Raw genomic sequence first — 15,755 nt, 5'->3', positions numbered from 1 at the left:
GTCAGGTCTCCCGTTCGATCAGGCTCGCGTAGGCGGCCTCGGCACTGCGCGTGCCGGAGCCGCCGCCGGAGCCGCCGCCGGAGCCGCCGTCGGAGCCGCCGTCGGAGCCGGGGAGCCGGCCGCCGGGCGCCAGGGCGTGGAACTCCTCGGTGGCGCCCTGGAAACGGACCCGGCCGCGGTCGAGCACCACCACCTGCCGGTAGGTCCCGGCGAGGTCCTCGGTCTGGTGGGTGGAGACCAGCACGCTCACCTCGCTGGTCAACTCCTCGACCAGGGAGCGGAACACCGCGCGCTGGGTGGGGTCGAGCCCGGCGGTGGGCTCGTCCATCAGGATCAGTTCGCTGTGGTGCGCGAGGCAGCCGGCAATGCCCATCCGGCGCAGCTGGCCGCCGGAGAGCTGGTGGCCGGCCCGGTCGGCGAGCCCGGAGAGGCCGACCCGGGCGAGCGCGGCGGCCGAGGCCTGCCAGGCGGCGGTGCGCGACATGCCCTTCAACCACCCGCAGTACGCCACCTGTTCGCGCACGGTGAGCCCGGGGACGGGGGTGATCTGCTGGGGCAGCCAGGCCACCGCGCGCCGGTAGGCGGCCCGGTCGCCGCCGCCCGCCGCCGGGTTGACGCCGCGCCAGGTGACCAGCCCCCGGCGCGGGCTCAGCTGGGAGGCGGCGAGCGCCATGAGGGTGGACTTGCCGGCGCCGTTGGGGCCGAGCAGGACGGTGGCCGGGTGGTCGATCCGCAGATCGAGGCCGGTGAACAGGAGGGTCTTCCGGCTGTACTGGAAGTCGATGCGGTGGAACTCAAGGGCCATGGCGGGGTCGACGCATTTCGCTCGGAAGGGGGGTGCGGCTGGGGCCGGCGGGCGGGGGCGGACGGGCCGGATCGGCACCGGGCGGGGTCGGCACCGGGCGGGGTCGGTCACGGGCGGGGTCAGTACCGGGTGGTGACGGTGTCCACCCAGAGCTTGGCGCCGCTGCGCACGCCCTCCAGCGTGAAGTAGTAGTCGCCGGAACTCTGGTCGCCCCAGCCGGAGGTGTCGCAGTGGTTGGACCGGTGGCCGTAGGCCTTGTCGGGGCCGAAGACGTCCTTGTAGAGCTGGAGGTCGGCGTCCTTGAAGTCGTTGTTGCCGGTCACGCAGCCCTGGAAGGTCACGGTGGTGGCGACGTCGTCGCGGTCGCTGTCGGCCCAGCGCCGTGACTCCGATCCGGGGCCCCAGCCGCTGATGTGGGACGTCCAGGAGCCCTCGGCGAGGGCGGGGCCGGCGCCGGTGACGCCGATGAGTGCGGCGGCGACCAGGATTCCCCGTACGAGCGTGCGGCGGGGGCGGCGGGGGCGGCGGGGGCGGCGGGGGCGGCCGGTGCGGTTCTCTGCGTGCATGTTCCGTCCGATCGTTTCGGTGACACCGCCGTGCGGGGCGGGGTCATGCAGGCGAAAGGAAACGAGCGGAGGTCCGACCGGAACGGTCGCGGTCACCCGATCGGACGAGCCGTCGCGGAAATGACCTTAGCGTGCACGAACAGGCGCTCAGCACCATTTTTTCCGGCCATTCGGCAGGTCGAGGCCGAGGTGTCGGGGCTTGGCAAGGGGCTGATCGGAATTCGCCGGGCATTGTCTTTCCCTGGAATTTTCCGCCGAATTCCGATCAGCCCTGTCCATTGGCGGTCTGCCGGCCGATCGGTTTCTTTTTCGTGCGATTGTCGTTCCGGTATGGTGCTGGCCGGTTCTCGACGCCCCCGGCTAGGCCGTCAGCAGCCGGTCCCGCAGCCGGCCGACCAGTGCCGCGTCGAGGCCGACCTTGCCGGTGACGTAGGCGTGCACCGAGCCGTGGGCGGCGGTCAGATCCGCGAGCGCGAGCTGGATCACCTCCTCCGGCGCGCGCCCGAAGGCGGGCCAGCGCAGTGTGCGCCCCGGGTTGGCGGCGCGCCAGTCGGTCACCAGCCGGGCCGTCACGAGCTCGGTGAGCGCGAAGTCCGCGGCCACGTCGTCCTCGCCCACGCCGAGCAGGGTGAGCACCAGGGCGGCGATCAGCCCGGTGCGGTCCTTGCCGGCGGCGCAGTGGAAGACCACCGGCCGCTCGGCCTCCGCGATCAGCTCCAGGACGGCGCGGATCTCCGCGACGCCGTCCTCGGCCACCTCGCCGAACCGGTCCGCCAGGTACCGCCACGGGTCGAGCCCCGGGTCGATCTCGGCCTGGTCGTACGGCCGGTGCTCGATCGAGAGGTTGTGGTACGCGACGCCGTCCAGCTGCGGTATCCGCCCCCGGCGTTCGACCTCCCAGGGGTGGCGCAGGTCGATCACGGTGCCGATGTCCAGCGCCCGGAACCGTTCGAGGTCGGCCGCCGAGGCGAGCCTGCCGAGCGAGGACGAGCGGTACAGCAGGCCCCAGCGGACCGCCCGCCCGTCGGCGGCCGGGTAGCCGCCCAGGTCGCGGAAGTTGTGCGGGCCCTCGAATTCGATGTGCCGTGTCATGTTCGCACCCTACTGGGAGCGTTGACGGAGCAAGGGGGGTTCCCCGGCACGCCCCGGCAAGGGGCGGCCTGGGTGATGATGGAACCGTTGTGACGGGACGCCGGGACGGTTCGTCCGGCGCGGCCCGTGCACGTCCGACCGCACGGAGGCCCCATGGAGCACAGCCCCGACCGCGCCCTCGACCGCAACCTCGCCACGTCCGCGGACCGGGCGGACTACCTGGTGGAGCTCTCCAACGTCGTCCGGCGGACCGACTTCGGCGGCACGGCGCCGCGCTCGCTGCACCGGCTGGGGCTGGTGGTGGACGCGCTGGTGCGGCTGACCGGGGACCGGCGCGTGGCGGTCTACTGCGTCGCCGACCGCAGCCTGCTGGGCGGGCGGCGGGAGTTCGCCGAGGAGGCGGACGCCCGGACGCTGGCGCGCTGGGTGGCCGAGGGGCTGGTGGAGGAGGTGCCCGACGCCGACGAGCGGGTGCTGGAGATCGCCGGCATGACCGGGATCCAGGTGATCACCGCCGACCACTACGACGACCACCGGATCGAGTACCCGTGGATCCAGGGCAACACCTGGCAGTTCCTGCGCCCGGAGGCGGCCGGGCGGGGCACCGTGCGGCTGGTGCCGCTGGACATGGGCTACCGCACCGGCGCCGAGATCTCCAAGAAGATGGAGCTGTCGGCGCTGAAGAAGCAGGGCCTGCTGACGGCCGGCCGCAAGCCGCTGGTCGAGGTGGTCGGACGGGCCTGGCGCTGCCCCGACGCCCGGTGCACCCTGTACAGCGTGCACCGCGGCGGGCGGGTGATGCTGCCGCGGATGCGCCGCGGCGTGCCCACCTGCGAGTTGCACGGGGTTCCGCTGCTCGACGACGGCCCCCGGCCCGGCGCCGCACAGGTCAAAGTGGTGCTGGACGGACAGTGCGTGGCCCGGTGCACCCTGGACGAGGGCACCCGCACGGCGGTCGGCCGGGCGCCCGGGACGGCGGAGGGCGGCATCGCGCTGCTCGGCCTGCTCCCGGCCGAACGGGCGGCCCTGGTCAGCCGCCGGCACCTGGAGGTGTCGGTGCGCGGCGGCGCGGTGACGGTGCGGGACACCAGCACGTACGGCAGCCGGCTGCGGGTGGCGGGGCGGCGCGGCCACCTGGGCCCGTGGGAACGGCTGCCGCCGGGCACCGACCGGCCGTTCCGCCCGGGCGACGAGGTCGAGTTGACGCCCGGGCTGGTGCTGACCCGCAGCGGCCGCCGCTTCCCGGCCGAGCTGGCCGGCGCCTGGCAGGCGGAGGCGGCTCGCCCCCCGCTGCCGGGCGCCGCCGAACCGACCCGCTTCGTCTGACGCTCAGACGCTGCGGTCCGCCAGGACCTCCCGGACGATGTGCCGGGCGTTGGCGGCCAGCGGCGGGTTGGTGGTGCGGTAGTAGGGCAGTTGGACGAGGGCGAGGGAGAGCGCCCAGGCCCGGCCGCGTTCCCAGGTGGCGTCGTCGACGGCCAGGGCGGAGCGGAAGGCCTGGCGGGCGGAGGGCGGCAGCAGGCTCCAGGCGGGCAGCAGGTCGACGGTCGGGTCACCGGTTCCCAGCAGGCCGAAGTCCAGGACGGCGGAGAGGCGTTGGCCGGTGACCAGGAGGTTGCCGGGGCTCAGGTCGCCGTGCACCCAGACGGCCGGTCCGGTGGGTTCGGGCAGGCGCAGCGCCTTGTCCCACAGGGCGGTCGTCGTCTCGGTGTCGATCACCCCGCGCAGCCGGCCGATGGCCGCGCGGGTGGCGGCGTCGCGACCGGCCAGCGGTCCGGAGCGCAGCGCGGCCGGGGCCCGCGGGCCCACGTCGGCGGAGCGCAGGGCGGTGAGGAAGCCGGCGAGGTCGTGGGCGAGTTGGACGGGGTTGGGGATCGATCCGGGGACGGGGTTGGCGCCGTCCAGCCAGCGCAGCACCGACCAGCTCCAGGGATAGCCGACGGTCGGCCGGCCCTGGCCGACCGGCGTCGGGACGGGAACCGGAAGCTGCCGGGCCAGGCGGGGGAGCCAGTACTGCTCGCGCCCGAGGTTCCCGGCGGCCCAGGCGGCCCGGGGGAGGCGGACGGCGAGTTCGGGGCCGAGCCGGAACATCGCGTTGTCCGTGGTCGCGAACCCGACCGGGGTGAGCGGAAGGCCCTTCCACTGCGGGAACTGGGCGGCGATCAGCCGCCTCACCAGACCGGTGTCGATGGCCGGTTCTTCGTCGTGCAGACGGTCGTGCAGGGGGTCGTGCAGAGGGCCGGGCAACTGGTCGTACGGATGGTCGTCGTCGTGCAGGTGGTCGGGCGTCCGAGCGGCTGCGCACATGCCCGGCACTGTACGCCGCGACGGGGCCCGCGCTCAGGCGGATTTCGAACACCAGGGTGGGAAAGGGAGGATTTCACGGGGGCGTTGGGTTTCGCGGGGGGCGCTCGGGATCGCGCCGGCGCCGGCCGGAGCCGCCGCCGGGCGACGGATCCGGGCCGGTCGTGCACCGGCGCCGGACCCTCGCCGGGCCCGCCGCGGCCGCCCGGCGCGCCACGCCCGGGGTGGTGGGGGCGGGGTGCGGTGTCGGGGGTTGCTGCGAGAATGCGGGGGTACGGACAGCAACTCTGAAGAAGGTGACCGGCTTCGTGACCACGCCAGTCGAACAGGCGGCCCAGCAGGCCCAGCAGGCGATCGAGCGGAAGATCGCCGAGGAACTGGGCGTCCGCGAGGGACAGGTGAAGTCGGCGGTCGAGCTGCTGGACGGCGGCGCGACGGTGCCGTTCGTGGCCCGCTACCGCAAGGAGGTCACCGGCTCGCTGGACGACGCGCAGCTGCGCACCCTGGAGGAGCGGCTGCGCTACCTGCGGGAGCTGGAGGAGCGGCGCACCGCCGTCCTGGAGTCGATCGAGGCGCAGGGCAAGCTGGACGACGCGCTGCGCGGGCGGATCCTGGCCGCCGACTCCAAGGCGCGGCTGGAGGACATCTACCTGCCGTTCAAGCCGAAGCGGCGCACCAAGGCGCAGATCGCCCGCGAGGCCGGGCTGGAGCCGCTGGCCGACACCCTGCTCGCCGACCCGGCGCAGGACCCGGCGGCGCTGGCGGCGGGCTACCTCAACGAGTCGGTGGCCGACGCTGCGGCCGCGCTGGAGGGGGCGCGGGCGATCCTGGTCGAGCGGTTCGGCGAGGACGCCGACCTGGTCGGCTCGCTGCGCGAGCGGATGTGGACCCGCGGCCGGATGGTCGCCACCGTCCGCGAGGGCAAGGAGCAGGAGGGCGCGAAGTTCGCCGACTACTTCGACTTCGCCGAGCCGTTCACCAAGCTCCCCTCGCACCGCATCCTGGCGATGCTGCGCGGCGAGAAGGAGGAGGTGCTGGACCTCGACCTGTCCCCGTACGACGGCGAGGAGGCCGGTGACCTGCCCGGCGCCAACGACTACGAGCAGCGGATCGCCGCCCGCTTCGGCATCGCCGACCACGGCCGCCCGGCCGACAAGTGGCTCGGCGACACCGTCCGCTGGGCCTGGCGCACCCGCATCCTGGTCCGGCTCGGCATCGACCTGCGCGGCCGGCTGCGCGCCGAGGCCGAGGACGAGGCGGTGCGCGTCTTCGCCGCCAACCTGCGGGACCTGCTGCTCGCCGCCCCGGCCGGCACCCGCGCCACCATGGGCCTGGACCCGGGCTTCCGCACCGGTGTGAAGGTCGCGGTGGTGGACGCCACCGGCAAGGTGGTCGCCCACGACACGATCTACCCGCACCAGCCCGCCAACAAGTGGGACGCCGCGCTGGCGACCCTGGCCGCGCTGGCGAGGAAGCACGGCGTCGACCTGGTGGCGATCGGCAACGGCACCGCCTCCCGGGAGACCGACAAGCTCGCCGAGGACCTCCTCAAGCGCCACCCGGAGCTGAAGCTCACCAAGGCGATGGTCAGCGAGGCCGGCGCCTCCGTCTACTCGGCGTCCGCCTTCGCCTCGCAGGAGCTGCCGGACCTCGACGTGTCGATCCGCGGTGCGGTCTCGATCGCCCGCCGGCTGCAGGACCCGCTGGCCGAGCTGGTCAAGATCGACCCCAAGTCGATCGGGGTCGGCCAGTACCAGCACGACCTGAGCGAGGTGAAGCTCTCCCGTTCGCTGGACGCCGTCGTCGAGGACTGCGTCAACGCGGTCGGCGTGGACGTCAACACCGCCTCCGCCCCGCTGCTCACCCGGGTCTCCGGCATCACCGGCACGCTCGCGGACAACATCGTCGCCCACCGTGACGCCAACGGCCCGTTCCGCACCCGCAAGGCGCTGAAGGACGTGTCCCGGCTCGGTCCGAAGGCCTTCGAGCAGTGTGCGGGCTTCCTGCGCATCCCGGACGGCGACGACCCGCTGGACGCCTCCAGCGTGCACCCGGAGGCGTACCCGGTGGTGCGTCGGATCCTCGCCGCGACCGGCGGGGAGCTGCGCGAGCTGATCGGCAACAGCGGGAAGCTGCGCACCCTGCGCCCGGGCGACTTCGCCGACGACACCTTCGGCGTCCCGACCGTCACCGACATCCTCGGCGAGCTGGACAAGCCGGGCCGCGACCCGCGCCCGGCGTTCCGCACCGCGACCTTCAAGGAGGGCGTCGACAAGATCGGCGACCTGGAGGTCGGCATGGTGCTGGAGGGCGTGGTCACCAACGTGGCCGCGTTCGGCGCCTTCGTCGACGTGGGCGTCCACCAGGACGGCCTGGTGCACGTGTCGGCGCTGTCGAAGAACTTCGTCAAGGACCCGCGCGAGGTGGTCAAGCCGGGCGACATCGTGACCGTCCGGGTGACCTCGGTGGACGTGCCGCGCAAGCGGATCGGGCTCACCCTGCGGCTGGACGACGAGGTGGGCCGCGGCGGCGAGGGCGGCGGCCGCGGTGGCGACCGGCAGGCCCGCCCGCCGCGCCAGGAGCGCCGCGGCGGCCAGGGCGGCCAGGGCGGTCAGGGCGGCGGGCGCGGCCAGGACCGCCGCGACCGTGACCGGGGCGGCTCCGGCGGCTCGGCGCCGCTGGGCAACAGCGCCATGGCGGACGCGCTGCGCCGGGCCGGACTGGCCGGCGGCGGGCCGTCGGACGACCGCCGCTCCGCGGACCGCCGGTCCGGACGGCGCTGAGCAGCCGCGGGGGGGGCGGGGGGGCCCCCCCCCCCCCCCCCCCCCCCCCCCCCCCCCCCCCCCCCCCCGCGGGGGGGGGGGGGGGGGGGGGCGCCCCCCCCGGCCCCCCCCCCGCCCCCCCCCCCCCCCCCCGCCCCCCTCCCCCCTCCCCCTCCCCTCCCTCCGCCCTTCCCGCTCCCACCCGCTCCCGTTCCCGCTGCCCCGCTGTCCAGTTGTCCCACGGCACCGACGCGCCACGACCGCGTCGGGTGGTGGGCAGTGCCCCTGTGCCCCAGTGCCCCAATGCCCCTGTGCCCTGGTTGAGTGCAGTGGTGGGGCCGCGTCCGGCTGCCACCACTGCGGAGAGAGGCCACTGGACGGCGGCGCCGACCGTCCAGGAACCACTCGCCGCCCCTCACGCCACCGGCGTCGGAACCACCTCCTCCGTCGGCGGGTCGAGCTGGAACACCAGCAGCCCGTCCTCCGCCTCCTCCGGGCGCTCGCCCGCGATCCGCCGCACGGCGTCCCGCAGTTCGCCGACCAGCTGGGTGCACTCCGCCCCGGCGTCGACGCCGTCGATGCACGCCCAGTAGAGGCTCTCGGTGTCCGCCCCGCAGGCCAGCACGACCAGGGTCTCCCCGATGTCCCTCAGCAGCCCGCCGAGTTCGTCCAGCATCGGCCCGAGCTCGCCGAGGTCACCGAGCCTTCGGGCCCGGCTGCCGGGCCCGAAGGCCGACGCCCCCGCCACATCCCCGGTCGCATGGTCCAGGCAGCACACGGCGTGCAGCGCCGCCTCGGACAACTGCTGCCCGAGACCGGCGAGTTCACCGTCCTCGTCCCGCACGAGCCGGGCGCCCACCGCCTCGGCGAGCAGGGCCGCCTGCCGGGCCTCGGCCAGCACATCCGGGATGTTCCTGGTCTCCGCCAGGGCGTGCCGGGCGGTCTTGATCAGTCGCAGCGCCTCCATGCCGCGCCCTCCTTCCGTCACTCGCGCGGCGCCCTGCCGTGCGGTCACGGTGAGAGAGTGCGCCGGGACGGAAGGGCCCGCACGCGGGGACGGGAAACCTGTGGACAACCCGGGGGGTGTGGACAGGTCCTGTCCCTCACAAGGCCTAGGAGACGCCCTCCGGGTTGACGCCGCCGTCCCCGGCGGCCGGAGCGCCGGGGACCGGGAAGCGCAGTTCGTTCCGCTCGATCTTGGCCGCGAGGGCCGGCAGCGGATCGACCCCCACCGCCGTGCAGAACTGCAGCAGGTAGGCGAGCACGTCGGCCACCTCGTCCCGCACCCGGTGGGCGCGGTCGGGGTCGGCCATCACCGCGGACGCCTGCTCGGGCGTGAGCCACTGGAAGATCTCCAGCAGCTCACCCGCCTCCACGGTCAGCGCCGCGGCGAGGTTCTTGGGCGTGTGGAAGGGCTCCCAGCGGCGGGCGGCGGCGAAGTCCACCAGCCGCTGCCGCAGCTCTTCCAGGGTGGGGGCGAGGTCTTCCGTCTCTCGTTCGTTCACCCGTCCAGGTCTACCGCATCATCGGCCACCGGACGGACCGCCGACGACGGCGACGGCGGCGGCGACGAGGCCGCGGAAACGTCCCGCACCGCCTGGGCCGGCACCCGCGCCGTCTCCGGCCGCAGCACCGTCAGCCCCGAACCGGGATCGCGCCGGCACTCCACCACCGCCGCCCCCGCGGGCAACTCGCCCGCAGCGCCCAGCGCGTCCCGCGCCGCGGCCGGCTCCTGGAGCGTGGCCAGCACCCGCAGCTGGTTGCGCCCCGCCATGTCCCGGGCGAGCCGCAGCAGCGACGCGGTCTGGTCGGTGCCGAGCCCCGCCCCGAGGTCGTCGGCGAGCACGGTGAGCTGCCGCTGCGCCCACGGCACCTCGGCGGCCACGTCGAGGTCCAGCACCCCGGCGCCGGTGAGCAGCACCGCGGCGAACGCCAGGTGGCGCAGCATCCCGTCGGAGGCCTGGTCGGCGCCGGTGCGCCCGAGGAGTCCCTCGTCGAACACGGCGAGCACCCGCTGCTCGGCTCCGCTGCCGCGGTGGGCGAGGTCGAGGCCGAGCAGCGGGTGCGGGGCGGCGGACTGGACGACGCGCAGCAGCTGCCCGTAGCGGCGGGTGCACTCGTTGCTGAGCCGGGCGATGACGGCGGAGATGTTGGCGGCGGTGCTGAGCAGCCGGGCCTGCGGGTCGGGGCGGGCCCAGCCGCGCATCAGGGCGGGCACGGGGTGGACGGGGAAGACCTCGCGCAGCGCGGTGAGGAGTTGTTCGGCGGCGGCGAGGACCTTGCGCTCGCCCGGCGAGGAGCCGGCGACCCGCAGCGGGATCTGGGCGGTGATCAGCGTGCCGCTGGGGAAGGGGGCGCGGATGTCGCCCTGGCGCGTGTCGTTGTGCCAGCTGACGTTGACGCGGCCCTTGCGCACGTCCTGCTCGCCGGTCTCGACGAGGGTCTGCCCGTCGAGGGTGAGCTTCTCCCGGGCGATGCGGACCGGCCCGTCGGTGCGGATGACGAGTTCGAGGCCGATCGGCCCGTCCGGGGAGCGGACGGTGCAGCCGAGGATGAGGGCGTTGCGGCCGTGCGGCACGCAGCCGTCGAGGCCGCCGCGCACGGGTTTGGCGAGGGGGCCGGTGGTGCCGGGCCGTCCGTCGAGGGAGGCGCCGATCTCCTCGCCGAGGGCGAGCCGGGAGAGGACGGCGAGGGCGTCGAGGGCATTCGACTTGCCGACGCCGGCGGGGCCGTGCAGCACGGTGAGGGGCGCGAGCGACAGGCTCGCGCGCCGGTAGGACTTGAACGAGGTGAGGCGGATCTCCTCGACGATCGGGCGCCGGACGGTCGGCACGCCGGGGTCCGGACTGCGCTGCTGCGGGTGGGCCGGCACGGCGGGCCGGGTGGCGTCGCGGTTCACCCGTGGGACGTTAGCGGCCGGTCGGGGGGCAGAAACGTGCCTGCCCGGCAGATTCATCCCATCGGGGTGGCGACGGCGCACGGGGCCGGGCACGCGCCGCCCACCGGAGCGCGGGCCCGGCTCGGCGCCGCGCGGGCCCGCTCCGGTGCCGGTCGGAGCCCCGGTCCACGGCCGGCGGGCGCCCCGGTCGACGGCCGGGGCGCGCCTCGGTCCGGGCCGGCCGGAGCCCCGGGGAGGCCCTGGTCGGAGCCCCGGCCGGGCGCCCCGGTTCAGCGCCGGTAGGCCGCCACGGTGACGGACGCCGTCACCTCGACCGGCTCCGGCAGCGCGGCGAGCCGTTCCGCCAGCCGGACCGGATCGGTGTGCCAGGCACTCGGCCCCATCCCGACCACGGTCCGCACGTCCTCGGCGGACAGCCGCAGCGTGAACTCGACCTCGCGCTGCCCGGCCGGTGTCAGGTAGGGGCCGAGCTTCTCGTCGATGCGCCGCTGCTTCTCCTCGTCGACCGACAGGAGCCCCAGCCCGGCGACGAGTTCGCGCAGGTGGCGCGAGGTCGGCGCGACCAGCAGCAGGGTGCCGCCGGGCCGCAGCACGCGGCGCAGCTCGGGGCCGTTGCGCGGCGCGAACACGTTGAGGACGAGCCCGGCAGAGGCGTCGAGCAGCGGCAGCGGGCGCCAGGCGTCGCAGACCACGGCGCCGATCCGGGGGTGGGCCCTGGCGGCGCGGCGCAGCGCGTACTTGGAGATGTCGAGGGCGGCGCCGGGCCGGCCGGGCAGGGCGTCGAGGACGTGGGCGAGGTAGTGGCCGGTGCCGGCGCCGAGGTCGGCGACGAGCCCTTCGGGGTGGGCGGCCGCGGCGGCCTCGGCGAGGGCGTCGGCGATCGGCCGGTAGTGGCCGGCGGCGAGGAAGTCGCTGCGGGCGGCGACCATCTCGGCGGTGTCGCCGGTGCCGGTGTGGGCGTCGCCGGCGAGCAGGCTGACGTAGCCCTGTCGGGCGACGTCGTGGCTGTGGCCGGCGGGGCAGCGCAGGGTGCGCCCGTCGAGGGTGAGCGGCTGCGCGCAGTGCGGGCAGGCCAGGTAGGGCTCGATGTCCTGCAGCAAGGGTCCGTCTTCTTTCGCGGCCCGGTCGTGGGCTCCGGCCGGGGGTGCCAGCCTAACGAGCGGCGGCGTCCGGTTCCGCATCCGCCGGGTCGCCCTCGCGCGGGCCGGGGAGGGCGGGCGGGGCAGGCGGGGACGGCCGGCCCGCCTCGGCGGCCCGCAGGGCGAGCGCGGCCAGTGCCTCGGGCGCGCCGGCCTGCCCCCGGATGCCGGGGAAGGCGTTGACGTCGACGACGACCGGTTCGTGCGGGCCGTCCAGCAGGTCGACGCCGTAGACGTCGAGGCCGAAGACCTCGCCGACGCGCAGCGCGAGCCGGGCCCGCTCGGCGGGCAGGTCGTGCGGCCCGAACGCGTCCGCGCCGTGCGGCGGCAGGGTGGGGCCGGGGTCGGCGAGTTCGGAGCGCCGCCGGGTGCAGAACAGCTGCCCGGCGACGACCCAGAGCTTCTGGTCCCAGCCGGTGCTCGGCAGGTAGGGCTGGGCGACGACGGCCTCGCCGGGCCACTGGTCGGCGAGGGCACGCAGCCGGGCGAGGTCGTCGGCGCGGGCGACGAGGTCGCCGCGGCGGCTGTGCCGGCTCTTGACGACCAGGGGGAGGACGAGGTCGCCCGCCTCGGCGGCGGCGAGCAGGGCGGCGGGGCTGCCGGCGGTGCGGGTGGGGGCGAAGGGCAGGCCGGCCCGCCGGGCGAGGCCGGCCATGGCGGTGCGGTCCTGGCACAGGGCGGTGGCGGCGGCCGGGTTGACGACGGGGGCGCCGCGTTCCTCCAGTGACCGGGCGAGTGCGAGGGCCGCCGGGGTGCGGGCCTTGAGCAGGTAGACGTCGGCGGGCGGCGCGTCGTCCGCGGCGGGCGGGTGCGCCGGGTCGAGCGCCTCGACGCGGTGGCCGCGCGCGGTCAGCAGCGCGCCGGCCGCGGCGAGCAGCGGATGGTCCGGGGCGGAGGTGATCAGGCCGATCCTCACAGCGCGCCGCCGACGCCCACGCCGCCGACGCCGAGCCCGGCGGCCGCGCCGCCGCCCTGGGCGGGCATCCGCACGGCCCGTGCGCCGAGCCCGACCGCGTCCAGTCCGGAGGCGTCCAGCGCCACGGGCGGTGCGGTGACCGCGGTGCCGGTGCGGGCCAGCCGCAGGACCGCCCGGGAGACCCGTGCGACGGCGTCCGGGACCTTCCGGAAGCTCGGGAAGTCGTTGATGTCGACGACCACCGGCCCGTCCGGGCCGAGCAGCACGTCGACGCCGTACAGGTCGAGTCCGAACACCTCGCCGACCTGCGCGGCGATCCGCGCTACCTCGGCCGGCAGCGGCACCTGCCGTTCCCTCACCCCCTGGCCGGGGTTGAGCGGCGAGCAGCGCTCGGTGGCGTACAGCTCGCCGTCGACGCAGTACACCTTGAGGTCGGTGCCGGAGTTGGGCACGTAGGGCTGGGCGATGAGCAATCCCTCGCCGGCGAGCAGCGGGCCGACTTCGGCGAGGTGCCCGGGGTCGCGGACGAGCCGCACGGCCCGCCCGGAGCTGCCGTCGGCGGGCTTGACGACCAGGGGGTACTCGGCCGCCGGGATCTCGGCGAGCCGTTCCCAGCGGGCGGCGGCGTAGGTGACGGGGACGGGCAGGCCGCGGGTGCGGGCGATGACCGAGGCGAGTGCCTTGTCGCGGACGCCGCGGATCGAGCGGACGTCGTTGACGGTGGTGAGGCCGACGGCGGCGGCGGCCTCCAGCAGGGTGAGGCCGGGCCCGCCGGAGACGGTCTTGAGCACCCAGGCGTCGTGGCTTCCGGCGCGGACCGCCTCGGAGATCGCCATCAGCGAGTCGCCGGGGCGCAGCACGTCCACCCGGTGCCCCCACGCGGTGAGTTGGCGTACGACGTCGAGCGGCATGCCGTCGTGCCGGTAGTGCTCCTCCACCAGAAAGCAGAGCCTCATGACCCAGTCATCCCCCTCGCTTCGCCCAGCGCGGACGTCCGCCGTTCCCGTCCGGCAGAGCTGTAAAGGCCCCAGGATGTCATGGGGTCCGCACACAAGATCGCCCGGCCTGTAAGCGTTCGGCAACAATCGCACGGAAATGCCCGGGCCCGGCGGGTGCCCGCCGGATGCCCCGGGCCTGGCAGGAGGGGGCCGGGCCTGCTTGGATGCACGGCGTGACCTCTGACGATCTTGCCGCCGACGACCTCTCCGCCGCCGGGCCCGACCCGGATCTCCTCCAGGAGATCGAGCGCTACTACGACGCGGTCCCGCGGGCCGCCGCGCGCGTCGAGGACTTCGGCCCGCTCAGCCTGTTCGTGCGCGAGGGCGCCGGCTGGCCGTACTACGCGCGCCCGGCGCTGGGCCACCGGGGCCCGGCCGCCACCGCCGGGGACGTCCGCCGGGTGCTGGCACGCCAGCGCGAGCTGGGGCTGCCGGAGGCCTTCGAGTGGGTGGCGGAGCACGATCCGCTGCTGCGCGCGGCGGTGGAGGAGGCGGGGCTGGCGGTGCACGAGCACCCGCTCCTGGTGCTGGACGCCCGGCAGGACGTCACGCGGGCCCCGGGCGCCGTGCCGCAGGGGGTGTCGGTGCGGGTGCTGGCCGCCGACGATCCGGCGCTCGCGCACGCGGTGGCCGTCCCGCACCTGGCGTTCGAGGAGCCGGGCACCGGGGTGGGCGGCGCCGGGGCGGCGGAACTCGCGGCGAAGGCCCAGGTGCTGGGGTCCGACGGCACCGCGGAGCGGATCGCGGAACGGATCGCCTCGGGGCACACGGTGCTCGCCGCGGCCTTCGAGGGCGGCACGCCGCTCTGCGCGGGGCAGCACAACCCGGTCGGCGCGGTCACCGAGGTGGCGGGCGTGGGCACGCTGCCCGCGGCGCGGCGGCGCGGGCTCGGGCAGGCGGTCACGGCGGCGCTGGTCGCGCACGCCCGGGCGCACGGGGTGCGCACGGTGTTCCTGTCCGCGGCCGACGAGGACGTGGCCCGGATCTACCGCCGGGCGGGGTTCCGTCCGTTCGCGACCGCGCTGATCGCCGAGCCGGCCGGGACCGGCTGAGCGGCGTCCCCTCATTCCGTGTCGTCGTCGTCCTCGCCGCTGACCTCCTCGTCCTCGGCCTCGTCCACCACCCAGGCGGCCAGCCGGTCCGCCACTCCGGAGACGGTCAGCCGCCCCTCGCGGATGGCCCGGGCGAGGCTGCGCACCTCGCGGGCCGTGGTCGCCACCGTGCAGCCGCTGGCCACCAGGTAGGCGTAGGCGACGGCGGTGGCGAACAGTTCGTTGGTCTTCTCCAGCGCCGGCACCCGAATCAGCTGGTGCATGAGCGCGGCGGCGCGGTCCTGCGGTTCGGGGTAGACGGAGATGTCGAAGATCTCGGCCTGGTGCCGGGCGACGGCGGCCAGCAGCGATCCGTAGTCGGTGACCTGCGGGTCACCGGGCGTGTACTGCTCGGCGGTCATGAGCAGCCACGAGAGGTCGACCTCCAGCTTCAACGACGCACGTCCTGGAGGTCGGCCCCGCCCCGCTGCTCGCCGAACTCGGCCAGGAACGCCGTCTCGTACTCCTTCATGAACTGCGCGGCCGCGTCGACGAAGACCCGCCCGGCCTCGCCCATGTCCTGCTGGACCAGGCGCTCGATGTACTGGTTCATGCTGATCCCCTGCTGCTCCGCCCGTTCCCGGGCCATCTCCGCGGTGGTGGCGTCCACCCGGACGTTCAGCTGCTTCTTACCCATGAACCTCAAGCTAGCGCCGAAGTGCTAGCACAACAAGGGCGCGCGGGACCTCCGCGCGCGACCCCCACGCACGCCCGCCGCTGCGCCCGGCACCCGCCGGGAGGGAGACTTGAAGAGTTCTTCACCTTCGGAGACCCTGAAGTGCCCCGGCAATCCCCGGAGCGGCACCGACCGGTGTGGAGGCCGGCCATGACAGCCATGTTCGACCAGGAGCTGCGCGAGCAGCTCGCCCGGGCCCGCGAGGAACTCGCGGCCGCCCGGGCCGAAGGGGACGCCGACGGCGTCCAGGCGTACGAGGGCCGGATCGCCGCACTGGTCCGCCTCGCCGCCCAGCACGGCATCACCCTGCCGCACGAGCCCAGGGAACAGGAACACCCCCTGCCCTGAGGCCGCCCGCGGCATCCGGCGACGAGAGGCGACCGGCAGCGCGCGACGGACGGAGGCGGGGCCCCGGCGTACCGGGCGCCGCCCCCCGACCGGCGCGGGGGGGCCCACCCCGCCCGCCCGCGCCCGGCTAGCCACCCCCACGCACGGGTGGGTGAACGG

Annotated in this window: 16 protein-coding genes; 4 read left to right on the top strand and 12 right to left on the bottom strand. The window is 75.5% G+C overall.

Annotated elements, in window-relative coordinates:
- Position 1 precedes the first annotated feature (1 nt).
- From ACF1AK_RS00130 to ACF1AK_RS00120, 3 genes are all read right to left on the bottom strand, one after another.
- Positions 2-805 (bottom strand): ATP-binding cassette domain-containing protein, encoded by an 804-nt coding sequence (locus tag ACF1AK_RS00130; RefSeq protein ID WP_391496510.1) that lies wholly within the window; start codon positions 803-805, stop codon positions 2-4.
- A gap of 119 nt (positions 806-924) precedes the next feature.
- A complete protein-coding gene (locus tag ACF1AK_RS00125; protein ID WP_391496509.1) occupies positions 925-1,371 on the bottom strand; it encodes a hypothetical protein in 447 nt (148 codons plus the stop codon).
- 360 nt (positions 1,372-1,731) lie between these two features.
- The gene (locus ACF1AK_RS00120) at positions 1,732-2,463 is read right to left on the bottom strand and encodes a tyrosine-protein phosphatase (protein WP_391496508.1); all 732 of its coding nucleotides are present in this window, start codon (positions 2,461-2,463) and stop codon (positions 1,732-1,734) included.
- 153 nt (positions 2,464-2,616) lie between these two features.
- Between ACF1AK_RS00120 and ACF1AK_RS00115 the strand changes: the two genes are divergently transcribed.
- On the top strand, positions 2,617-3,789 hold the full coding sequence (locus ACF1AK_RS00115; protein ID WP_391496507.1) for an FHA domain-containing protein: 1,173 nt from the start codon (positions 2,617-2,619) through the stop codon (positions 3,787-3,789).
- Positions 3,790-3,792: 3 nt separating this feature from the next.
- Here ACF1AK_RS00115 and ACF1AK_RS00110 read toward each other — a convergent pair whose 3' ends face one another.
- Complete coding sequence (locus tag ACF1AK_RS00110) at positions 3,793-4,770, bottom strand: aminoglycoside phosphotransferase family protein (protein WP_391496506.1); 978 nt, start codon at positions 4,768-4,770, stop codon at positions 3,793-3,795.
- Positions 4,771-5,075: 305 nt separating this feature from the next.
- Here ACF1AK_RS00110 and ACF1AK_RS00105 point away from each other — a divergent pair, with 305 nt between their 5' ends.
- Positions 5,076-7,550, top strand: a complete 2,475-nt coding sequence (locus tag ACF1AK_RS00105; protein ID WP_391496505.1) for a Tex family protein — start codon at positions 5,076-5,078, stop codon at positions 7,548-7,550.
- A gap of 394 nt (positions 7,551-7,944) precedes the next feature.
- On the opposite strand, the gene ACF1AK_RS00100 is transcribed toward ACF1AK_RS00105, so the two are convergent.
- The 6 genes from ACF1AK_RS00100 to ACF1AK_RS00075 all read right to left on the bottom strand — a co-directional run bounded on the left by ACF1AK_RS00100 (position 7,945) and on the right by ACF1AK_RS00075 (position 13,439).
- Positions 7,945-8,496, bottom strand: coding sequence for a DUF6099 family protein (locus ACF1AK_RS00100; RefSeq protein ID WP_391496504.1), 552 nt, complete (start codon positions 8,494-8,496; stop codon positions 7,945-7,947).
- A 145-nt stretch (positions 8,497-8,641) separates the two neighbouring features.
- On the bottom strand, positions 8,642-9,034 hold the full coding sequence (locus ACF1AK_RS00095; RefSeq protein WP_391496503.1) for a nucleotide pyrophosphohydrolase: 393 nt from the start codon (positions 9,032-9,034) through the stop codon (positions 8,642-8,644).
- Entirely contained in the window at positions 9,031-10,428 is a 1,398-nt protein-coding gene (locus tag ACF1AK_RS00090) for an AAA family ATPase (protein WP_391496502.1), read from the bottom strand. Before ACF1AK_RS00090 ends, ACF1AK_RS00095 begins: the two co-directional genes overlap by 4 nt.
- A 269-nt stretch (positions 10,429-10,697) precedes the next feature.
- Entirely contained in the window at positions 10,698-11,528 is an 831-nt protein-coding gene (locus ACF1AK_RS00085) for a putative RNA methyltransferase (RefSeq protein WP_391496501.1), read from the bottom strand.
- Positions 11,529-11,580: 52 nt separating this feature from the next.
- Positions 11,581-12,483 carry a RimK family alpha-L-glutamate ligase gene (locus ACF1AK_RS00080; RefSeq protein WP_391496500.1) on the bottom strand — a complete coding sequence of 301 codons (903 nt, stop codon included), beginning with the start codon at positions 12,481-12,483 and terminating at the stop codon, positions 11,581-11,583.
- Entirely contained in the window at positions 12,480-13,439 is a 960-nt protein-coding gene (locus tag ACF1AK_RS00075) for a RimK family alpha-L-glutamate ligase (protein WP_391496499.1), read from the bottom strand. The genes ACF1AK_RS00080 and ACF1AK_RS00075 overlap by 4 nt, the downstream gene beginning before the upstream one ends.
- 215 nt (positions 13,440-13,654) lie before the next feature.
- Between ACF1AK_RS00075 and ACF1AK_RS00070 the strand changes: the two genes are divergently transcribed.
- Positions 13,655-14,533: a GNAT family N-acetyltransferase gene (locus tag ACF1AK_RS00070; protein ID WP_391496498.1), complete on the top strand. Its 879-nt coding sequence runs from the start codon at positions 13,655-13,657 to the stop codon at positions 14,531-14,533.
- 11 nt (positions 14,534-14,544) lie between these two features.
- On the opposite strand, the gene ACF1AK_RS00065 is transcribed toward ACF1AK_RS00070, so the two are convergent.
- Together ACF1AK_RS00065 and ACF1AK_RS00060 are read right to left on the bottom strand one after the other, a co-directional pair.
- Positions 14,545-14,967 (bottom strand): fic family toxin-antitoxin system, toxin component, encoded by a 423-nt coding sequence (locus tag ACF1AK_RS00065; protein ID WP_380296545.1) that lies wholly within the window; start codon positions 14,965-14,967, stop codon positions 14,545-14,547.
- Positions 14,964-15,209: a toxin-antitoxin system HicB family antitoxin gene (locus ACF1AK_RS00060; RefSeq protein WP_344332776.1), complete on the bottom strand. Its 246-nt coding sequence runs from the start codon at positions 15,207-15,209 to the stop codon at positions 14,964-14,966. The genes ACF1AK_RS00065 and ACF1AK_RS00060 overlap by 4 nt, the downstream gene beginning before the upstream one ends.
- A gap of 189 nt (positions 15,210-15,398) precedes the next feature.
- Here ACF1AK_RS00060 and ACF1AK_RS00055 point away from each other — a divergent pair, with 189 nt between their 5' ends.
- The gene (locus tag ACF1AK_RS00055; RefSeq protein ID WP_391496497.1) at positions 15,399-15,596 is read left to right on the top strand and encodes a hypothetical protein; all 198 of its coding nucleotides are present in this window, start codon (positions 15,399-15,401) and stop codon (positions 15,594-15,596) included.
- Positions 15,597-15,755 lie beyond the last annotated feature (159 nt).

Origin of the sequence: Kitasatospora sp. NPDC015120 (assembly GCF_043080305.1) — a bacterium.
Classification (GTDB): domain Bacteria; phylum Actinomycetota; class Actinomycetes; order Streptomycetales; family Streptomycetaceae; genus Kitasatospora.
This window is presented reverse-complemented; position numbering and strand designations above follow the sequence as displayed.